The sequence below is a fragment of the uncultured Ruegeria sp. genome, from assembly GCF_947489545.1.
Lineage (GTDB): Bacteria > Pseudomonadota > Alphaproteobacteria > Rhodobacterales > Rhodobacteraceae > Ruegeria.
The window spans coordinates 1-17,289 of the sequence record NZ_CANLDZ010000042.1; the positions used below are offsets into that span (position 1 = coordinate 1).

The window sequence follows — 17,289 nt, forward strand, 5'->3', positions numbered from 1 at the left end:
TGAACGCTTTGCTACGTGAAATGGAGGCAACACCTCATTCTGGCCAGTGCAACCACGGGCGGCCAACCTATGTGGAATTGAAACTTGCCGATATTGAAAGGCTCTTCGGAAGAACTTGAAGCAATAGTATAGTAGTGACGTAGGACGCGCGGTAACGACGCATTTTGGCGCGTAGCATTGACAGTCGTATCAAAAAAGGTACATATGAGCGCAGGAGAGATAAAACGCCTCCCCGCCCGATTCTTCGAAAATGAGAATGGGACAACACCAGTTTTAGACTGGCTACGGGGATTGTGCGCAGAAGATAAGAAGTCAGTCGGAGAAACAATCAAGACCGTCGAATTTGGCTGGCCTGTTGGTCTGCCGGTTTGCAGGCCAATTAGTAATCGTAAAGGCTTGTGGGAAGTTCGCGCCGATGTGTCGGATGGAAAGATCGCCAGGGTTTTCTTTTGTATAGATGGCGGTGAGATGGTCCTGCTGCACGGGATCATCAAGAAAAGCCAAAAGACGCCAAAGAATGACCTTGATACAGCAGTTAAGCGGCAGAAAGGGTTGAGACGATGAGTGAGAATGAAATGGAAATCGGCACCGTCGGTGCTTCGTTTGACGACTTTCTGGCCGAAGAAGGCATTCTTGAAGAAGTTACAGAGGTCGCCATTAAGCGTGTGATTGCGCTCCAGATCGCGCAGGAAATGGAAGCAAAGCACATCACCAAAGCCGCTATGGCAAAGAAGATGAACACCAGCCGAGCGCAAATTGATCGTCTGCTAGACCCTGAGCATGAAGGGGTCACGCTGGGGACCATGTTCAAGGCTGCGAAGGCCGTTGGCCGCCGCCTGCAGGTAAGCTTGGCCTGATCTGTTATCATAATTGTTCACTTCTCAAGCTGCCTGTTGCCAGAAAACAAAGAGCGTAAGCTCGAACGGTTTTGAATCCTGGTAACTATTGAGAAGTGGAAGGCTACGAGTGGAGTAGCCACCATCTTGTGTAAGCGACCGGTTAGCTAAAGGCCGAACTAGTCCCTACCAAACCTTGTTCTGAGGTACCCCGTTTCACCGTGGCGCTGAGCGCACTGGGTTTTCTATCTTTGGGATAGAGGTGCCAGTCCCATTGTCAAACGTCGCACCTCCGTCAAACGTATCGCTCTGATGGGAAATAACCTGCCGTTGTGCCTCCGTCTTGCGATGCTTCCCAGCCGAACCGTCCCGCCTCTTAGAGTGAAAGAGGGCCTTTGGAATTTTTGATCCCGGAAGGGGATCGAGAAACTTTTCCAGAGGAAAACGACATGCAACATCAATACACTGACACCCAGATCCCGCTCAACAAACTGGTTCTGCACCCGCGCAATGTTCGTGCCAGCACGCCGGACAGCTATTCCGAAGATCAGATCCAACCGTTGGCGGCAAACATCCAGGCGCATGGTCTCCTGCAACCACTGATCATTCAGCAGCTTGAGGATGGTACCTATGGTGTCGTGGCTGGCCGCCGCCGGCGCGCTGCACTGATCATGCTCGCCGCGGACAAAAGTGCCAAGGGTTTCACCAAGGCCATGAAAGTCGCCTGCCGCGAAGTACCTGCAGAGGATGCCGCAATCACCAGCATCAGCTACTCGGAGAACGCATTGCAATTGCCGATGGACATGCTCGACCGCTACGAGGCTTTCACGGCGATGCGCGACCAGGACGGGCAGGGGGTTGATGCTATCGCCCGGGCATTTGCAATCCCGGAACGCAAGGTGCTCGAAGCGCTGCGCCTGGGCAACATCCATCCGGAGATCCGCGCGGCCTATCGGGAGGGCAATCTGGGTCTTGAGGCGCTCAAACGCTTTGAGGCACATCCCGATCCGGAGGTGCAGCTGGAGACTTTCGTGGGATTGGTGCAGGAATACGGCCGCATCGATGCTTGGCGTGTCAGATCGGCGTTCCAGAACCGCTTTGTGCGGATCGGCGACAAGCTGGGTGCTTTTGTGGTTGATGAATACCGCGAAGCCGGCGGCGAAGTGATCACGGATCTGATCGAAGAGGATAGCATTCTTTCCGACAGCACGTTGATCAACAAGCTGTTGGACCAGAAGCTGGGTGATCTGGCTGAACAGAAACGCGAAGCACTGGGATTCGCCTGGTCTGAAGCGCGCACAGAAGTGGAATGGGACACGTTCAGCGATTACGGGCGTGTGTACCCGGAGCCCATTGAGCTCGACGACAAAGCTCAAGCCAAGGCCGATAAATTAGTCGAGCAGATGGATGCCATCGCGGAAGAAAGCGAGGCCGCTGACAGCTACGAAGAAGAGTGCCGCCTCGATGAGCAGCATGACGCGCTCACTTCGGAGTATGAGCAGCTCACCACTGGTTATAGTGAAGGGGATCGCGCGGTTGCCGGTGTCATCGCGGTCTGGGAGCGCAACGAACTTGATTATCGTGTCGGCATGGTGCGACCCGAGGACGTGCCCGAGAAGATCTCGACAGGTACATCGTCGAATACCTCGGCAGGTGGCACCGACGAAGAAACCGCTCAGGCCGGCCCGAAGATATCGGCAAAGCTCAGCGACGACATGGCCCATGTCCGCACGCGCGCGATGGGGCTGGCCCTGGCGCAATCTCCGGAACTTGCTCGTGACTACGCCGAGTTCACGCTAATCCGTAAGGTCCTCGGTGGGGCAGGGTTCTACATCGCCAATGCCAGCACCCTATCGGCTTCACGCGCCAGCTATGGCCCGGAGGATCCGGAAGGCAGCTTGCTACAGATTGAGGAGGTCTTTGCCACACTGTTCGATGGTCTGGAGACAGACTGGCTCGAACTGTCCGGGGTTGAGTGCTTCACCACCTTCCGGGCCTTGTCGGCCGATGCACGGGCCGCTTTGCTGGCCTATGCGGTGGCACAGACGCTGGAGCCAAAAACCGCCCCCGGCCTGCGCGATGAGGTGCGCGAAGCGGTCGAGCGGGAAGCGCTGCCCAACATCCGCGACGTCTGGACACCCGATGAGGCATTCCTGAAGCGCCTCACCAAGCCGGACCTGATCACGATCCTGCGCGATGTTGGTCTGAAGTCCGAAGCCTCGGTCTATTCGGATGGCAAAAAGTCCAAACTGGTGGACTACATGGGCAAGCTCTTTGCCGAACCCTTCGCCACCCTGACGCCGAGCCAGCTCGAAGCGGTTACCACCTGGGCACCGGATTTGATGGCACATGCGCCGATCGAAGAGGAAGAGCCGGAAGACGACGCAGACGAGGTGGCGATCGCCGCCGAGTAAACAGCAATACGACAAGCCGTCCAATATTTGGGCGGCTTGCTTCCAGGATCACCATTCACAGAGGTTAACACCCGTTGACACGCATCTTTATGCAGCCCTGATCTTCGTCAAGCCAAACATGTAGATCCACATCTGAACCCTTGGTCATTCGCCCGCACCTATTCTGGAAGTTGTTGCTTTGACGCCAATCGCCTAGCCGCGACGTGCCCCTCCACGAGCTGCTTCGCTTTTTCCACTGATGGAAAAACATCAACTAACTCGTTGTCTTGCCCAACCTTGCGCGTTTTGCCGTCTCCGAAATACAATTCCCATTGGCCAGGTTGCTTCTGCAAAATTTCATAGTGCAAATGGCCATCATAAATGCGCAGTAGCCAAGATTCTGGGGCTTCCGGTGTCATACCCCGCCACTGTTCGCTGGTTTCCACACTATTTCCTGTCATTATTCAGCACCTTTCTTGGAACAGCTACGATAAATCAGGATGGGCCATAACACCCATAGCGGACTTCGGTCTCGCTACCTTCGATGCAACAGCCATTCGTCGAGAACTTCTGTGAACTGTTCGACGAACATTGAAGCTGGTTCTACAGCACATCCATTCATTGCTTCGAGCGCCATAATCTCGATTTTATTGTATGTGTAACCTCTGTCCGGCAGGTTGGCGCCGTAACTCAAACCAGAGACGAAACCGTTTGCCCAGTCGATCAGGGCATTGCGGACACCGGGCGCTCCCCAGTTAGAAGTCAGATAGTGGCACTTATGCGCGCCTATGCCGTTGATTTCGGACGATTTGGATTGACCCGCTACTGTGTTGACGGAAAAAGCAATAATAACAGCGAAAATAAAAACTCTCATTCCGCACCTTTCCTGGAACTCAGCTCTGCCAGTCTTTCACGCTCGGCTTGTTCGCCCCATTCCTTCAGCTCGTCGGCATCTTGAAAACCGTACCACAGAGCCCAAAGGTGCGCCCGCTCGTTGGCTAATTCTGCGGATTTGTCATTTGGATCTACGGGCATGACTCTACATCTCTTCCTGTACCTAATGACACCGTTCCACTTGCGGTCGGTAACCGACGATGCCGACGCGCAAATCGTAAGACCGGGTTGCTGCGTAAAGAAGTGTTGAGGCGCTATTTTTTAATAGGCCCAAACTATGGTTTCGCCGTGTAGAAAGTGTTCTGTGCGAGCAGCACCCGCATTGGCGTTTTTGGGTGCTCAAAAATCAGAGGACAAACACAATGAAACTGGCAACAACAGTGCTCAGCGCGCTTACGATTGGTGTACTCACTGCCTGCACGGATTTCAGCAGTGAACCTCCTCTCGTACAGTTTCAAGGCGCACCTGTAGAGTTCCCCATTATTTTTATGGAGTATCATGGAGTCATCCACCATGGCTTATCGACTGTCTGCAAATATGAGATGGGAAAGCAGCGTGGTGAATTTACCGTACCTGAAGTTGTGAAATTTGAATTCACAGATAAACAGCAAACTCTTGTCCTGAACTGCACAGTTGATGAGGTAATTCCCATCGTCAAAAACAGGTCGGGGATTAAAGCCTTTCACTGGGAGGGGTCCTGGACTTGGTCAACAGAAACGACTTTCCGTCGAAAAACCAGTTATCGTGCAACTGGACCCGTTGGGGATTCTCGGTATTTGAGGGTTCCGGATGTAGAAGCTCTTTCCAAACTACGTGAGACCCTGATCGAAACGCGTGGGGTGCAGATACTTCCTTATCAAATTATAGTAGCTCCCGCAAAAAGATCAGTGAAAAAAACAATTATACGTTAGGTATTTAGGCGAACTGGATGCCGTTTCAGTGAGGAGCGTGTGGAGGCTGTAAGGCACGGAGGCCAAGAGAAGCTCCAGAAACTCCCAGACTGTCTTTCTGTTTGCCTTCTCGACCAACTGATCACCTGAAAGCTGTATGGAATGCACATTGAAGTGACCTTTTTTGAAATCACGTTCACAGCGGACCGCGCAGGTAAAATAAAGCATATTGTCAAACGGCCCTGTGAAGAGGACGCGCTGGACCGTATCTGGGCCGCTTACCCTGGCCAAACCCTCACGATCCATAGCATCCGGAAACACGTACGGGTGCGTGACACCAATTTCCATCGTCCCAAGGGCTGAAGTTAGCCCTCATAAAACCCAAAAAGTAAGAGAAGACTTCTTTTTCTGCCGATTTTCACTCTTGGAAAAAGGCAGAATCCGATGCTTCCCTCTGGAAAAACCCGCGAGCTGATCGCAACTCTGAAATCCGAAATTCAAAACCACACCTTTGATACCCGCCGTCTGAGCGACGTGATGACCCGGGGTCTGGGCGGAACCGATGCCAGCGGAGCGTGGTCCTGGCGCCTGGCCTTCGACCTGATGCAGATCGCGGCGGGTCGTGTCGTGCAGATCGATATCCGGAACCCGCAACGGACCTTGGTGCAACTGGCAGCGCTGATGGGTCGCCTGCCCACGGAAACCCGGCGTTCCGAGCGCCAGGTTCAACTCCAACAATTCTCGACCCCGTTTGACCTGGCTTTTGTGGCCTCGTATGCCGCGCGGATTCAAAAAGGGGATCTGGTCCTTGAACCCTCGGCCGGCACCGGTTCCCTCGCCACCATGGCAGCGGGGCAGGGGGCAAAGCTGCTGCTCAACGAACTGGATCCGCAACGCCGGGCGTTGTTGCAGGCGACCAGTGGTCAGACAGTGACAGATCACGATGCCGAATTCATTGCTGATCTGATCGACGACGGGACAGCCCCGAGCGTCGTGCTGATGAACCCGCCCTTTGCTTCCAGCGCAACCCGGTCTGACCCGACCATTGCTGCGCGCCATGTGCTGTCGGCATTAAAGGCGCTCCGTCCCGGCGGGCGTCTCGTTGCAATTGTGCCGCCATCGGTCTCCGCCAGTGGAGATGCGGGTCTGTGGCGTCGGATCTGCAATCAGGCCGCTCCGGTCCTGCGCCTGCATCTGCCGCGCACCATGTTTCGAAAGATGGGCGCGTCCGTCAGCACCGATCTGCTTGTTCTGGACAAATCTGGGGCAGGGGAGGGGAAAGACTGCCCTGTTCACAGCTGCGTTGATCTGGAAACCGCTCTCTCGGTCTTGCGGGACGCTTGCCCACCACGGGTGCAGCTGGCAGCCCCAGCAGCAAAGAAACCCACGCGCAGCCTTAAACCTGCGGCACAACCCGCTTCTCGCGGTCGGAAGTTGATATTGCCGGGTCAAAGCAGCGTCACCGCAAATGTAACCACACCGCTCAAAGTGGAGACCTACAGTGAGCCTCGAGCCAACAAGCCCATATCGGATGTCTATGCCAATTACGCGCCACAGCGGATCTCGATCGAGGGCTCACAGCCGCATCCTTCACCGCTGGTCGAGAGCCTGGCCATGGGTTCGGTTCATCCGCCACTGCTAAAAGGCGAGGTGCTGTCGCTGCCACAAAAGCTGGTCACGGAGGGGGTGTTGTCCGAGGCCCAGCTCGAAACCATCCTTATGGCGGAAACTTCGTTCTCGACGGATCTGCCGGGGCGGTTTGTCCGCGACGATGAGGGCACGCTGGTCCGGTCGGACGATACAGAAGACGCGCTGGCGATCCGGCAGGGTTACTTTCTCGGGGACGGCACCGGCTGCGGCAAGGGCCGCCAGGTGGCCGGGACTATTCTGGCCGGATGGCTTGCAGGCCGTCGCAAGGCCTGTTGGGTTTCAAAGAGCCAGACACTGATCGAGGATTCTGTCAGGGACTGGACCGATATCGGCGGAGGCCAGAGCGACATCCACGCGATCAGCCGGTGGAAGCCGGACGAAGAGATCAATCTCTCGCAGGGCATTCTCTTCTGCACCTATGCCACCCTGCGCTCTGTTGGCCAGAGCGGTGCCCGTCGTCTGGACCAGATTCTGCGCTGGCTGGGTGACGATTTCGATGGCGTGATTGCTTTCGACGAAGCCCATGAGATGCAGAATGCCGGTGGCGGCAAAGGCAATCGCGGTGTGAAAGCAGCCTCGCAACAGGGGCTGGCCGGTCTGCGGCTGCAGAACGCCGTTCCTCGCGCCAGGGTGCTTTATGTTTCGGCCACCGGTGCCACGGAAGTCTCGAACCTTGCTTATGCGTCCCGCCTGGGGCTCTGGGGGCAGGGGCCTGAATATCCGTTCCCGTCCCGTGCTCAATTCGTGAGTGCTATGGAAGCCGGCGGTGTGGCCGCCATGGAAGTGGTTGCCCGCGACCTGAAGGCCCTTGGCCTCTACACGGCTCGCGCGCTGAGTTTCGAAGGGGTCGAATATGACATCCTTGAACACGCCCTCACGCCCGGGCAGGTCGAGATGTACGACACTTATGCGTCCGCGTTCAAAACGATTCACACCAACCTGCAGGCGGCCCTGGAAGCGACCGGGATCACCAACACAGACGGCGAGGGTGCCGCAAAGGCGGCTGGGGCTGCCCGATCAGCGGCAATCTCCGCATTTGAGAGCACCAAGCAACGCTTCTTCAACCACCTTCTGCAGGGCCTCAAGGCTCCGGCCGTGATCGAACAGATCCGCTCGGACATCGAGGTGGGTTTTGCGCCCGTGGTGCAGATCGTCTCAACCGGCGAGGCCTTGCTGAAGCGGCGACTCGAAACGCTCGATCCCGACGAGGATCTGACGGAGGGAGCCTTAACGCCTCGGGACTACGTGGTTGGCTACCTCGAACGCGCCTTTCCGGTCACCCAGCAAGTCCTCATTGAACAGGAGGATGGATCGGTCCTGTCGCAGCCCTTGCGCGACGAGCAGGGCCAGCTCGTGATCTCGCGCGAAGCGGTGGCACTACGGGAGGCGGCACTGGAAGAGATTATGCTGCTGGCCGCCGTTCCCTCCGCGTTGGATCAAATCATGTGGGCCTTTGGTCCGGAGATTGTCAGGGAAGTGACGGGGCGGAGCCAGCGCCCGGTGAAAGACGACGCGGGCAATCTGCGGATCGAGCGGCGCGGCGCCAGTGCCAATTCCGCCGAAACCAAGGCGTTCATGAGCGGTGACAAGGTGGTGCTGATCTTTTCTGATGCGGGTGGGACAGGCCGGTCTTATCACGCCGCGCAATCGGCGAAGAACCAGGCACGTCGACGTCACTACCTGCTGGAGCCCGGATGACGCGCGGATGCAGCCATCCAGGGCCTTGGGCGTACCCACCGCGCGGCACAGGTATCGGCACCGTTTTTTCGGGTCTGCACATCGGACGTCCATGGCGAGAAGCGTTTTACCTCGACGATCGCCCGGCGTCTGGACACGTTGGGCGCGCTGACCAAGGGGCAGCGGGAAACCGCATCTCAGGGTATGTTCCGGGCCAGCGACAATCTGGAAAGCCCGATTGCGCGGGGATGTCTCCGCAACCTCTATGGCGATCTGGTCCGTGGCGATTGCCCCGCAATGAGCTACGATGAGTTCACCAACTGGACCGGCCTGAAGCTCACGACACCCGAGGGCGTTATGCTGGAAGAGTTGCCACCCATCCAACGTTTTCTCAACCGGGTGTTGGCCCTGCCGATCGCGATGCAGAATGCGATCTTTGCGGAGTTTATGGAGAAGATCGAATTGGCCACCGAGCGCGCACTGGCAGCGGGTACGCTTGATGTTGGCCTGGAAACCCTGCGCGGCGATCGCATCACGGCTGGCGCAGCACAGGAGCTGCGCGTGTGTGACAAGACCGGAGCTATCACCTCGTTGGTGCCAATCACGATCGAGAACAGGATGTCCTATCGAAGCGCCGGTACCGTTCTCGACGATCACCCAAACCTGTCGCCCATGCGCAATGCAAGCTCGGGCAATGTGGCAATGATCAGCAAGCGGCCGCGGCAGGTTTATGGCGATGAAGGTGAGATGGTGTTGGAGCGTTGGATGATCCGCCCGGCAAAGAAGAGCTTCCTGACCGAAGAAGCATATGTGCGCTCTGCCTGGGAACCTGCTGCAGCATCCACCTTCAAGACACTCTGGGATGCGGAGGTGGCGCAGTTGCCCGAAACAGAAACGCAGCAGCTGCACTTGCTGATCGGTCTGATCCTGCCGATCTGGACGGAGATCCCCGGCGACAATACTCGCATCTACCGGGTCCAGCCGGAAAACGGTCCTGCTCTGCTTGGTCGCGCCATCGACGAGACCCAGGCGGCCGCCCTGCGCGGCAAGTTTATGGACCTTGATGCGGCTACGCCAACGGACATGCTGCGGATTGTGTTGGATACGGATCGTGCCGCAGATCTCGGTGGTGGGATCAGCCTGAAGCGCCGCCGCGTGGCCGGGCATCAGCGGTTGGAACTCACCGGAGCCTCGAAAGACAGCCTACCCTGGCTCAAGTCGTTGGGTTGCTTCACCGAGATCCACCAGTACCAGCTCCGGGTGTTCGTGCCAGCAGAGCCAGAAGACCAGGCGCTGCGCGTTCTCACTGCAATCCAATCAGGCCACACCGTGGACGAGCCAGGCGTGATTGCAGCCGAATGAGGCCCAGGAGACCCGGAGGTGGCATTTGTTACTGCCTCCGGGTCAACAAATCCTCCGGTTCATGATATCCGGTCACCACACGTTCAGGCAGGCTTTCGGTTTGCCTATCAGCCATAGTTATCGGCTATTCCCCGATAGTGCATCAGTATTGGCTTTCGATCCCAATTTGACCGAAACCTAACCATACTCCCTTAGTTACAGCGTGACGTGGTGTGAATGGGGACTTAGCTCTGACCGCGTCACGCAACCCCAAAACTTCCAAACCCAGAGCCGCACCGAGAATTACGTGAGTTTAAAAGAAAACCTATGAGCAAACTTGCTTTCTTAATGAGTGTCGCCCTCGCAAGCCCCGCATCGTCACGAGACAATAGTGGGTTTTAGAGGTCGTTAATGTATAGCATTGAGCCATTTTTGGCGGCAGTATCGGGGCAAGATACCTATTTGGACACCGCCTTTGAAAACCATATTTCGCAATTGCGCCAGAATCTCATTCAGGAATACCATCGTACACAATCTAAACTGAAAAATACCGTACTGGCTCAGGATGGTTTTTGGGCCGATCGCAGCTTTCCGGTGTTGTCGATTCTGTCACCCGCGATGATCAGCCACGAGGGAAATATTGAATATCCCGGTGATCCGGTCTGCCTCTATGCGGGTATTTCCAAGATGATCGCAGGGGTACTTCCATCATTCCAATATCCGTTTTCCGATCAAGATCAATATCTTACTCATTGTCCGCAACTAGGCCATCTGCCCGATCTGCCCTACAGGCTCGCCCAAGGAAATTCGACAAAACGCAGCATCGACCAAAGCTGGGACAAGCTGAATACAGACCAGACGGTGTTTGACCCGCGCGCCTGGAATGCCGAGTCGCGCCAGCAATTGCGCGAATTGCTGACCTGGCAGAAACCCGTGATCGTAATGATCAGTTCCGTGTCCTGCGCCCATAGATATGCGCTGGCCATTGCCCGGGAAATTAAATCCGTATTACCTGATACGGTGGTGATCATGGGAGGTCGGCATGCGGATGAAACCGTTAGTTTCGATAAGAAATCTAATCTGGTCAGCTATTCCTACTCCAGTACGCTGCGTTCCATTCTTGATGGACGCAGCACGCCGGATGTAGATTTTATCATATCGCGGGACGGTGCCTATTGCCTCGACTTTCTGATGAAATCCCTGTCGCTGGCCTATGATCCTGATCAGGGCCGCATCGACCCGGCGCATATCGAACCGGCCCTGCGGTATATGGCGGCCAACTACGGCGATGTGCGTGGCCAGTCGCTCATCACCTGGTTGTCGCCCCAAGGGCCAAAGGCTATCCTGTTTCGCGGCGCTCGCTATACGCTGTCTGAGGTACCGCACAGCTATTACGCCTTTGCCATCCGGGCGCATTTCCCGATTTTCATGGATGATTCCGGTGCCGTGATGCGCACAGCCCATGTGCTGACCACCGATGCCTGCCCCTATCAGTGTTCCTTTTGTTCCGAAGGCATTGGCGTGATGGGGCGGATGAACAAGCTGTCGCGCACCCCGGCGGACACCATGATCACCCGCCTGAAGGAACTGGCGGACTTTGGGGCGCAGGCGGTGTTTTTCGACGACAGCGTGATGTTCGGCGGCAACATGGCGGCGATGCGGGATTTTTCGGTGCAGTTGACAGCGCTCAAGACCCGGCTACGCCGCGAAGGGCCCGCCGCGCTGTTCACTCAGGAGGGGTTTCAGACTGAACAGGGCGCGGCCAACCTCAGCGACATGCAATGGGGCGCGCAACTGACAGGGGAATTCTTGTCGACTTTCCAGGACGAGGCACAGGGCCGCGACATGCTGTCTGTGATGGCGCAGGCCGGGTGCACCTATGTGTATTTCGGTATCGAAAGCCTAGCGGAAACGGTGATTTCGCGGATCCACAAACACCGTGATGCCGGAGCAAAGATGCGCTGGATCGACAAGATTCGCACCTCGCTGCGGCTGGTGAAATCGGCGGGCATCCAGGTGGGATCGGCGGTTTTGTTCGGTCTGGATGGCGAGAACCGCGATACCATCGACGAGACCATTGACGGCGTTGCCGTGCTTATCCGCGAAGGACTGCTGGATCTGGCCAGCCCGAATATCATGACCTATCACCCCGGCACCGAGATCACCCGGATGCACCAGATGGAAAATCAGCTGGATTACCATTCCGACAGCCATGATGTGCGCCCACCTTACAGCTATTTTGAACAGGCCTTTCCCGGTGTCGTTTCCAAACATCTGAGCGAAGACGACATCTGGTACATCCACGACCGCACCAGCGCGCAATGGGGCACTGTAAGAAATTCCAACGAAACTACACGATATGAAGAGGACAACAATGGAAATGTCTGAATTGGGTCTGAAGGCCCTGATGCAAACCAATGCTTCCCACGGTGAATGGGCCGGTCTGCACCTTCTGATCGACTTTTGGGATGCGGATAACACCGACAGTCTGGAGTTGTGCAGCGCCGCCCTGCGCGACGCGGCGGAGGCCTGTGGCTCGACGCTGCTGGATCTGTCAATCCGCAAATACGGCGAATTGGGTGGCGTGTCAGGCGTCGGTCTGCTGGCGGAATCCCATATCAGCATCCACACTTGGTCGGAATACCGTCGCGCGTCCTGCGATGTTTATGTCTGCGGCCAGTGCGACCCGTATATGTGTGTTCCGGTTCTGAAAAAGCTGTTCAACGCTGATCGCATGAAGCTGACCGAAATCAAACGCATGCTTGAATTCAAGGCATAGGCAAGGGGAGACCACGATGACCAAATCCATTTCCGTTATCAAGGAAACCCGCTCGGGTGAAATGCGCGTGGTGATGATGCCGCGCGAGGTCAATGCCTTTGTATCGACAGGCTATGATGTTTTCGTCGAGGAAAATGCAGGCGTTCATGCCAACGCCTCGAACAAGGATTACGAAGTTGCCGGAGCGCGCATCGTCGATACCAAAACCGCCTGGAGAGCCAGTCCGTTTGTAGTGAAATACAAATGCCCCAGCGTTGAGGAAACCGACTTTCTGACAGCCGACACCCATATCGCCGCCTATTTCCACGCCGAGGGCTCTTTGCCTCTGTCCGAAGCCGTGGCGCGCAGCCAGGCCACGGCCTATTCTTATGAACTGTTCCAACTGGATGACGGCCATTTCCCGATGCCGGTCTGCGACAATGAAATCGCGGGCAAACTGGCGGTACTGAAAGGGGCCTATCACCTGTTGTCGCACCAGGGTGGGCGCGGCACGCTTCTGGCCGATATTCCCGGTGCCGACCGCCCGCGCGTGGTCGTGATCGGCTATGGCAATGTGGGCGGCGCCGCCGCGCGTATGGCGGCCAGCTTGGGCTGTGAGGTCACGGTGTTCGGTACCAACCCCTATTGGCTGCGCCGATTCGCCGCCTCGATGCCGGCGGGGGTGACATGCCTGCTGAACGATCCCGATACGCTGGCTGTGCAGGTCAAGGCGGCGGATCTGGTGATCGGGGCAATCCTGATCTCGACCTATGACACCCCGACAATGATTGACCCCGCGCTGGTGCAGCAGATGAAACCCGGTTCGGTCATCGTGGATGTGACCTGCGGCTATGGCGAGGGCTATCTGCCCACCGGCAGCGACTTCACCAGCTTCGAGAAACCGGCCTATAAGGTGCATGGCGTGCAGCATATCCTAATTGATGCACTGCCCGCCACGGTGCCGATCACTGCCAGTCAGGCGGCCAGCCACAACATGTTGCCCTACCTGCAAAAGATGGGTGCGGCGATTTTCGAGGGCCAGCCCGATCCGGTGTCCAAGCGTGGCATGATCATTCAGGGCGGCCAGTTTGTGCATCCCCTGCTCCGCGATACGTTCAACATGCTCAAGGCGGTGTGATGGGCGCGGATCAGGTTGATGCCGCGCAGATGACCCATGCATCGCTGGGCTATGAAAACCGCGCACAGTTCTACGATATCGAATATTCAGAAACCCGTGATCACGGGTTTCTGACGTCGATGATCGGGTCGGGAAGTCAGCGCATCATGGTTCTGCCCGGCGGCACTGGCACCACGGCGCTGGCGCTGCATCAGGCGCGCCCGGACTGCGCGACCTTCAGTGTCGACATCGAACCGGAAATGGTTCTGGCAGCGCGCGCACGTTTTGAGGGTATTGCCGGGGCGGGCCGCGCACCGGTTTCGGTCTGGGGCGACATGACGGATCTGGCATTCGACCAGCCCTTCGACCGCATCCTTGTTGCGCGTGAGGCCTTTCAGATGCTGCCCGACGTTGCGACGGCACTGGCCTGTCTGGCCTCGATGAAACAGGCGCTGGCGCCCGGCGGGCAAATTGTGCTGGACATCGCCAATTTTGACTGCCCCGCCGCGCGTTCCGATCTGAATTACTACGATACCAGCCGGACCGAAGGGCAGCCCTATCTGGATTGCCGCCAACCGTATGGCGCGGGCCTGTTGCTGCGCCATGTGACGCAGTATTCAGACCCGAATGGCGATCGCCGGTTCCAACTCAGCTATCAGATCGAAACCGAGGAGGCAGAGAAAACGGCACGTTTCGAGGCCAGCCTTGCCCTGCGCCGCTACGATCTGCCTGCGGTGAAGGCGCTGGTGGCACAAACCGGTCTGACATGCACCACCGTCTACGGTGACTATGACAGGTCATCCTTCACCGCAGACGCCCCGCGCATCTGCTGCATTCTAGAGTAAACGATATGGATAGCCCCGGCATTCAGGCAACGGCAGAACCGCAGCAGGTATTCGGCGTAGCGGGCATGGCGATCACGGTGATCTTTAGCGGTTTTCTCGCCTTTGCCTATGGTTTCGGGATCTACCTGTTCCCGGTGCTCAGCCCGGACATGAAACTCGAACTCGGCTTTAGCTATGCGCAGATGGGCTATATCGCAGCGGGCATTCAAGCGGGGTTTATCGCCTCTTCGGTGCTGTCGGGCCTGCTGGCCCCGCGGGTCGGAGAACTGCGTTGTATCTGCGGAGCGATGCTGTTTTGCGGGCTTTTCCTGATGGCCCTATCCTATGTACAGACGCCGCTACAGGCGGCGGTTGTCATGCTGCTGATCGGCTTTGTACCGGCGGCGACTTGGGTGCCGATGGTGGCGGTGGTGCGCCGGTTCATCCCCTATGCCCGGCGCGGCATGGTCTTTGGCTTTTTGTCAGGCAGCGGTGGCTATGGTGCGATTATCAACGGCCAAGTGGTGCCGCTGCTGCAGGATGATCTCGGCTGGCGGGGTATCTGGCTCTGGACCGGCACGGCGGTGCTGGTGTTCACAGTCCTCAGCATTGTCCTGTTCCGCCTGATGAAGATTGTCGACGACATCAGCACGCCCGCGGCTGCCGCCGCCCCGGGTGCCCCGACAATGGCCATCGGGGCCGGGATCGCCCGGTTTAATCGGGCGACGCTCAGGGTGGCGATGCACCTGTGGCTGATCATGATTCTGGGGGCGGCGGTGACGATCTCCTATCAGACCTTCTTTACCGCCCTGATCCGCGATTACCTTGAGGTCGCCCGCGTGCTGGCCGGGCGCATGACGTTTCTGCACGGTTGCGTGGGCATCGTGGCGGCTCCGCTGGTGGGCTATCTGGCCGACAGGCGTGACGTGCGCGTGTGTTTTCTGCTGGTGGTGTTCTGCACCTTCGCGGCCTGCATGCTGATGTATCTGGCCAATTCCATTGCATATGTCATTACCAGCGCTGTTTTCTTTGGCTTTGCCTTCTACCCGTTCTTTGCCCTCCCCCCCGCCTATGCCAGCAAAGCCTTGGACAGCCGCACCGCGGTGCAGGTCTTTGCGGTCGGCAATATCTTTGTCGGCGCTGGCGCGCTGCTGGGCAATATGTTCGGCAGCGGCATTCTCAAACTGTTTCAAACCCTGCCTGCGGTATTTGCCGGGTTGGCCGTCCTGACGGTCATCCTGGCGATTGTCATCATCGCCCTGCCCCATGAAAGGACCGCCACCCATGACCAGCGCAGTTGAAGAAAGTGATCCCGTCGGTGGCTATCTGCGCGACTTCGGCACCGGGTTCGACAATGCCACCGACGCCCGCGCGCTGGACTTTGCGCAGGTCACGCCCGACGCGGCGCGCACAGCCTATTTCCAGCGCTACCTGGATGAATACTACAACGCCGCCTTTATCTATGGGCAGGGCACCGAACATATCCTTGCACAGGCGGCGCGCCATGCGCCGGGTGGGCATTGGCTGGACATCGGTTCAGGCACCAGTGCCCTGTTCTGGGCCACTGGGTTTCGCGACATCGAATCGGTAACCTGTGTCGATCTGGTGCCTGAAGCGCTTTTTGTTTTTGACCGGTTTCGCGCCTCTGATGCTGTGCCTGCATGCTATGGCGAAGCGCTGAGCATCGCAGGAAACAGCGCTGATGAACTGGCACGCACCCGCGCGGTGCCCTGGCAGTATATGCAAGCTGATGTGCTGCACCCTTGGGCCGACCACATCGCGCAACAGGACTATGGCATGATCACCGCCTATGCGATTTTCGGCATCGCCCCGGATCTGGAGGGTTACAAGGCCTGTTTCAGACATCTGGCCGCCGCCGCGCGCTCCGGGCGGATGCTGTTGGGCGCAGATTGGATCCGCAGCGACGATTTTGTGGCATATGAAAGCCACGATAACCGCTATGTTTCGGTGGAGGCCTGCCGCGATGCGGCGACGCAGGCAGGTCTGGAAGTTATAGAATGTGACTATCACGCGATTAGGGGCGATCCGCTGTATTCCGGCGTCGTTGCCTGGGTGATGCGGCGCAAATAGGCAGATGACCAGCGAATGTTTTCGCGACAGCTATCTGGCAGCGCTGACCCCGCAGATCCGGTGGATTGAGCAGGTGGCGGGCGACATCCTGCGTCGAGACATTGGAAATGTGGCGCAGCCAGGGCATCGTGGTAGAGGGGAACCGCGTCTATCTCGACGGGGCGCAGCTGCGCGCGGTGATCCGGGCCCGTGCTTTGGCCTGCTGGGGTTATTTAGGCTGAGGGCAGAATAGTACGATGAGAAATCTTTCTCTATATATTTCAGTCACTTAAGCATACTAAATTGTAAGCATTTTTCTTCAAATGCGGCGCCTAGAAAAACCGTTATATTTCAGTGATTTATTTTTCTTACAGTACTATTCTGCCCCCTCCGGCATCAGACCCGACCGGAGCCTCGAAGGACAGCCTGCCCTGGCTCAAGTTGCTGGGTTGTTTCACCGAGATCCACCAGTACCAGCTCCGGGTGTTCGTGCCAGCAGAGCCAGAAGGCCAGGCGCTGCGCGTTCTCACTGCAATCCAATCAGGCCACGCTGTGGACGAGCCAGGCGTGATTGCAGCCGAATAAGGCCCAAGAGACCCGGAAGTGGCATTTGTTACTGCCTCCGGGTCAACAAATCCTCCGGTTCATAATTTCCGGTCACCACACGTTCAGGCAGGCTTTCGGTTTGCCTATCAGCGATAGAAATAGGCTATTCCACAATAGTGCATCAGTATTGGCTTTCGATCCCCATATGGCCGAAACCTAACCATACCCCCTTGGTTACAGCGTGGCGCGGTATGAACGGGGGTTTAGCTCTGACCGCGTCACGCACCCCAATA

Annotated in this window: 15 protein-coding genes and 1 pseudogene; 13 read left to right on the top strand and 3 right to left on the bottom strand. The window is 57.3% G+C overall.

The genetic code is table 11. From position 1 onward, the window contains the following. Positions 1 to 204: 204 nt before the first annotated feature. The 3 genes from Q1B13_RS25945 to Q1B13_RS25955 all read left to right on the top strand — a co-directional run bounded on the left by Q1B13_RS25945 (position 205) and on the right by Q1B13_RS25955 (position 3,250). Positions 205 to 564, top strand: a complete 360-nt coding sequence (locus Q1B13_RS25945) for a type II toxin-antitoxin system RelE/ParE family toxin (RefSeq protein ID WP_299085745.1) — start codon at positions 205 to 207, stop codon at positions 562 to 564. Beyond that, positions 561 to 857: a helix-turn-helix domain-containing protein gene (locus Q1B13_RS25950; RefSeq protein WP_299085743.1), complete on the top strand. Its 297-nt coding sequence runs from the start codon at positions 561 to 563 to the stop codon at positions 855 to 857. The genes Q1B13_RS25945 and Q1B13_RS25950 overlap by 4 nt, the downstream gene beginning before the upstream one ends. A 428-nt stretch (positions 858 to 1,285) precedes the next feature. Then, positions 1,286 to 3,250: a ParB/RepB/Spo0J family partition protein gene (locus Q1B13_RS25955; RefSeq protein WP_299085742.1), complete on the top strand. Its 1,965-nt coding sequence runs from the start codon at positions 1,286 to 1,288 to the stop codon at positions 3,248 to 3,250. Positions 3,251 to 3,408: 158 nt separating this feature from the next. Here Q1B13_RS25955 and Q1B13_RS25960 read toward each other — a convergent pair whose 3' ends face one another. From Q1B13_RS25960 to Q1B13_RS25970, 3 genes are all read right to left on the bottom strand, one after another. After that, entirely contained in the window at positions 3,409 to 3,690 is a 282-nt protein-coding gene (locus Q1B13_RS25960) for a hypothetical protein (protein WP_299085740.1), read from the bottom strand. Positions 3,691 to 3,764: 74 nt separating this feature from the next. Then, a complete protein-coding gene (locus Q1B13_RS25965; RefSeq protein ID WP_299085738.1) occupies positions 3,765 to 4,103 on the bottom strand; it encodes a hypothetical protein in 339 nt (112 codons plus the stop codon). Then, on the bottom strand, positions 4,100 to 4,264 hold the full coding sequence (locus Q1B13_RS25970) for a hypothetical protein (RefSeq protein WP_299085736.1): 165 nt from the start codon (positions 4,262 to 4,264) through the stop codon (positions 4,100 to 4,102). The genes Q1B13_RS25965 and Q1B13_RS25970 overlap by 4 nt, the downstream gene beginning before the upstream one ends. 221 nt (positions 4,265 to 4,485) lie before the next feature. Here Q1B13_RS25970 and Q1B13_RS25975 point away from each other — a divergent pair, with 221 nt between their 5' ends. From Q1B13_RS25975 to Q1B13_RS26020, 10 genes and pseudogenes are all read left to right on the top strand, one after another. Beyond that, on the top strand, positions 4,486 to 5,034 hold the full coding sequence (locus Q1B13_RS25975; RefSeq protein WP_299085734.1) for a hypothetical protein: 549 nt from the start codon (positions 4,486 to 4,488) through the stop codon (positions 5,032 to 5,034). A gap of 660 nt (positions 5,035 to 5,694) precedes the next feature. Beyond that, a pseudogene (locus Q1B13_RS25980) lies at positions 5,695 to 9,702 on the top strand (strawberry notch-like NTP hydrolase domain-containing protein). A 390-nt stretch (positions 9,703 to 10,092) separates the two neighbouring features. Continuing rightward, a complete protein-coding gene (locus tag Q1B13_RS25985) occupies positions 10,093 to 12,069 on the top strand; it encodes a radical SAM protein (RefSeq protein ID WP_299085732.1) in 1,977 nt (658 codons plus the stop codon). Then, positions 12,056 to 12,460 (top strand): adenosylmethionine decarboxylase, encoded by a 405-nt coding sequence (gene speD / locus Q1B13_RS25990; RefSeq protein WP_299085730.1) that lies wholly within the window; start codon positions 12,056 to 12,058, stop codon positions 12,458 to 12,460. Before Q1B13_RS25985 ends, speD begins: the two co-directional genes overlap by 14 nt. Before the next feature lie 16 nt (positions 12,461 to 12,476). Then, complete coding sequence (locus Q1B13_RS25995; RefSeq protein ID WP_299085728.1) at positions 12,477 to 13,577, top strand: NAD(P)-dependent oxidoreductase; 1,101 nt, start codon at positions 12,477 to 12,479, stop codon at positions 13,575 to 13,577. Then, positions 13,577 to 14,401 (top strand): trans-aconitate 2-methyltransferase, encoded by an 825-nt coding sequence (locus Q1B13_RS26000; RefSeq protein WP_299085726.1) that lies wholly within the window; start codon positions 13,577 to 13,579, stop codon positions 14,399 to 14,401. The genes Q1B13_RS25995 and Q1B13_RS26000 overlap by 1 nt, the downstream gene beginning before the upstream one ends. A 5-nt stretch (positions 14,402 to 14,406) precedes the next feature. Beyond that, entirely contained in the window at positions 14,407 to 15,681 is a 1,275-nt protein-coding gene (locus tag Q1B13_RS26005; protein ID WP_299085724.1) for a nitrate/nitrite transporter, read from the top strand. After that, on the top strand, positions 15,665 to 16,471 hold the full coding sequence (locus Q1B13_RS26010; protein WP_299085722.1) for a hypothetical protein: 807 nt from the start codon (positions 15,665 to 15,667) through the stop codon (positions 16,469 to 16,471). Before Q1B13_RS26005 ends, Q1B13_RS26010 begins: the two co-directional genes overlap by 17 nt. A 65-nt stretch (positions 16,472 to 16,536) precedes the next feature. Then, on the top strand, positions 16,537 to 16,692 hold the full coding sequence (locus tag Q1B13_RS26015; protein WP_299085720.1) for a hypothetical protein: 156 nt from the start codon (positions 16,537 to 16,539) through the stop codon (positions 16,690 to 16,692). Positions 16,693 to 16,804: 112 nt separating this feature from the next. Further along, complete coding sequence (locus Q1B13_RS26020; protein ID WP_299085718.1) at positions 16,805 to 17,035, top strand: hypothetical protein; 231 nt, start codon at positions 16,805 to 16,807, stop codon at positions 17,033 to 17,035. Positions 17,036 to 17,289 lie beyond the last annotated feature (254 nt).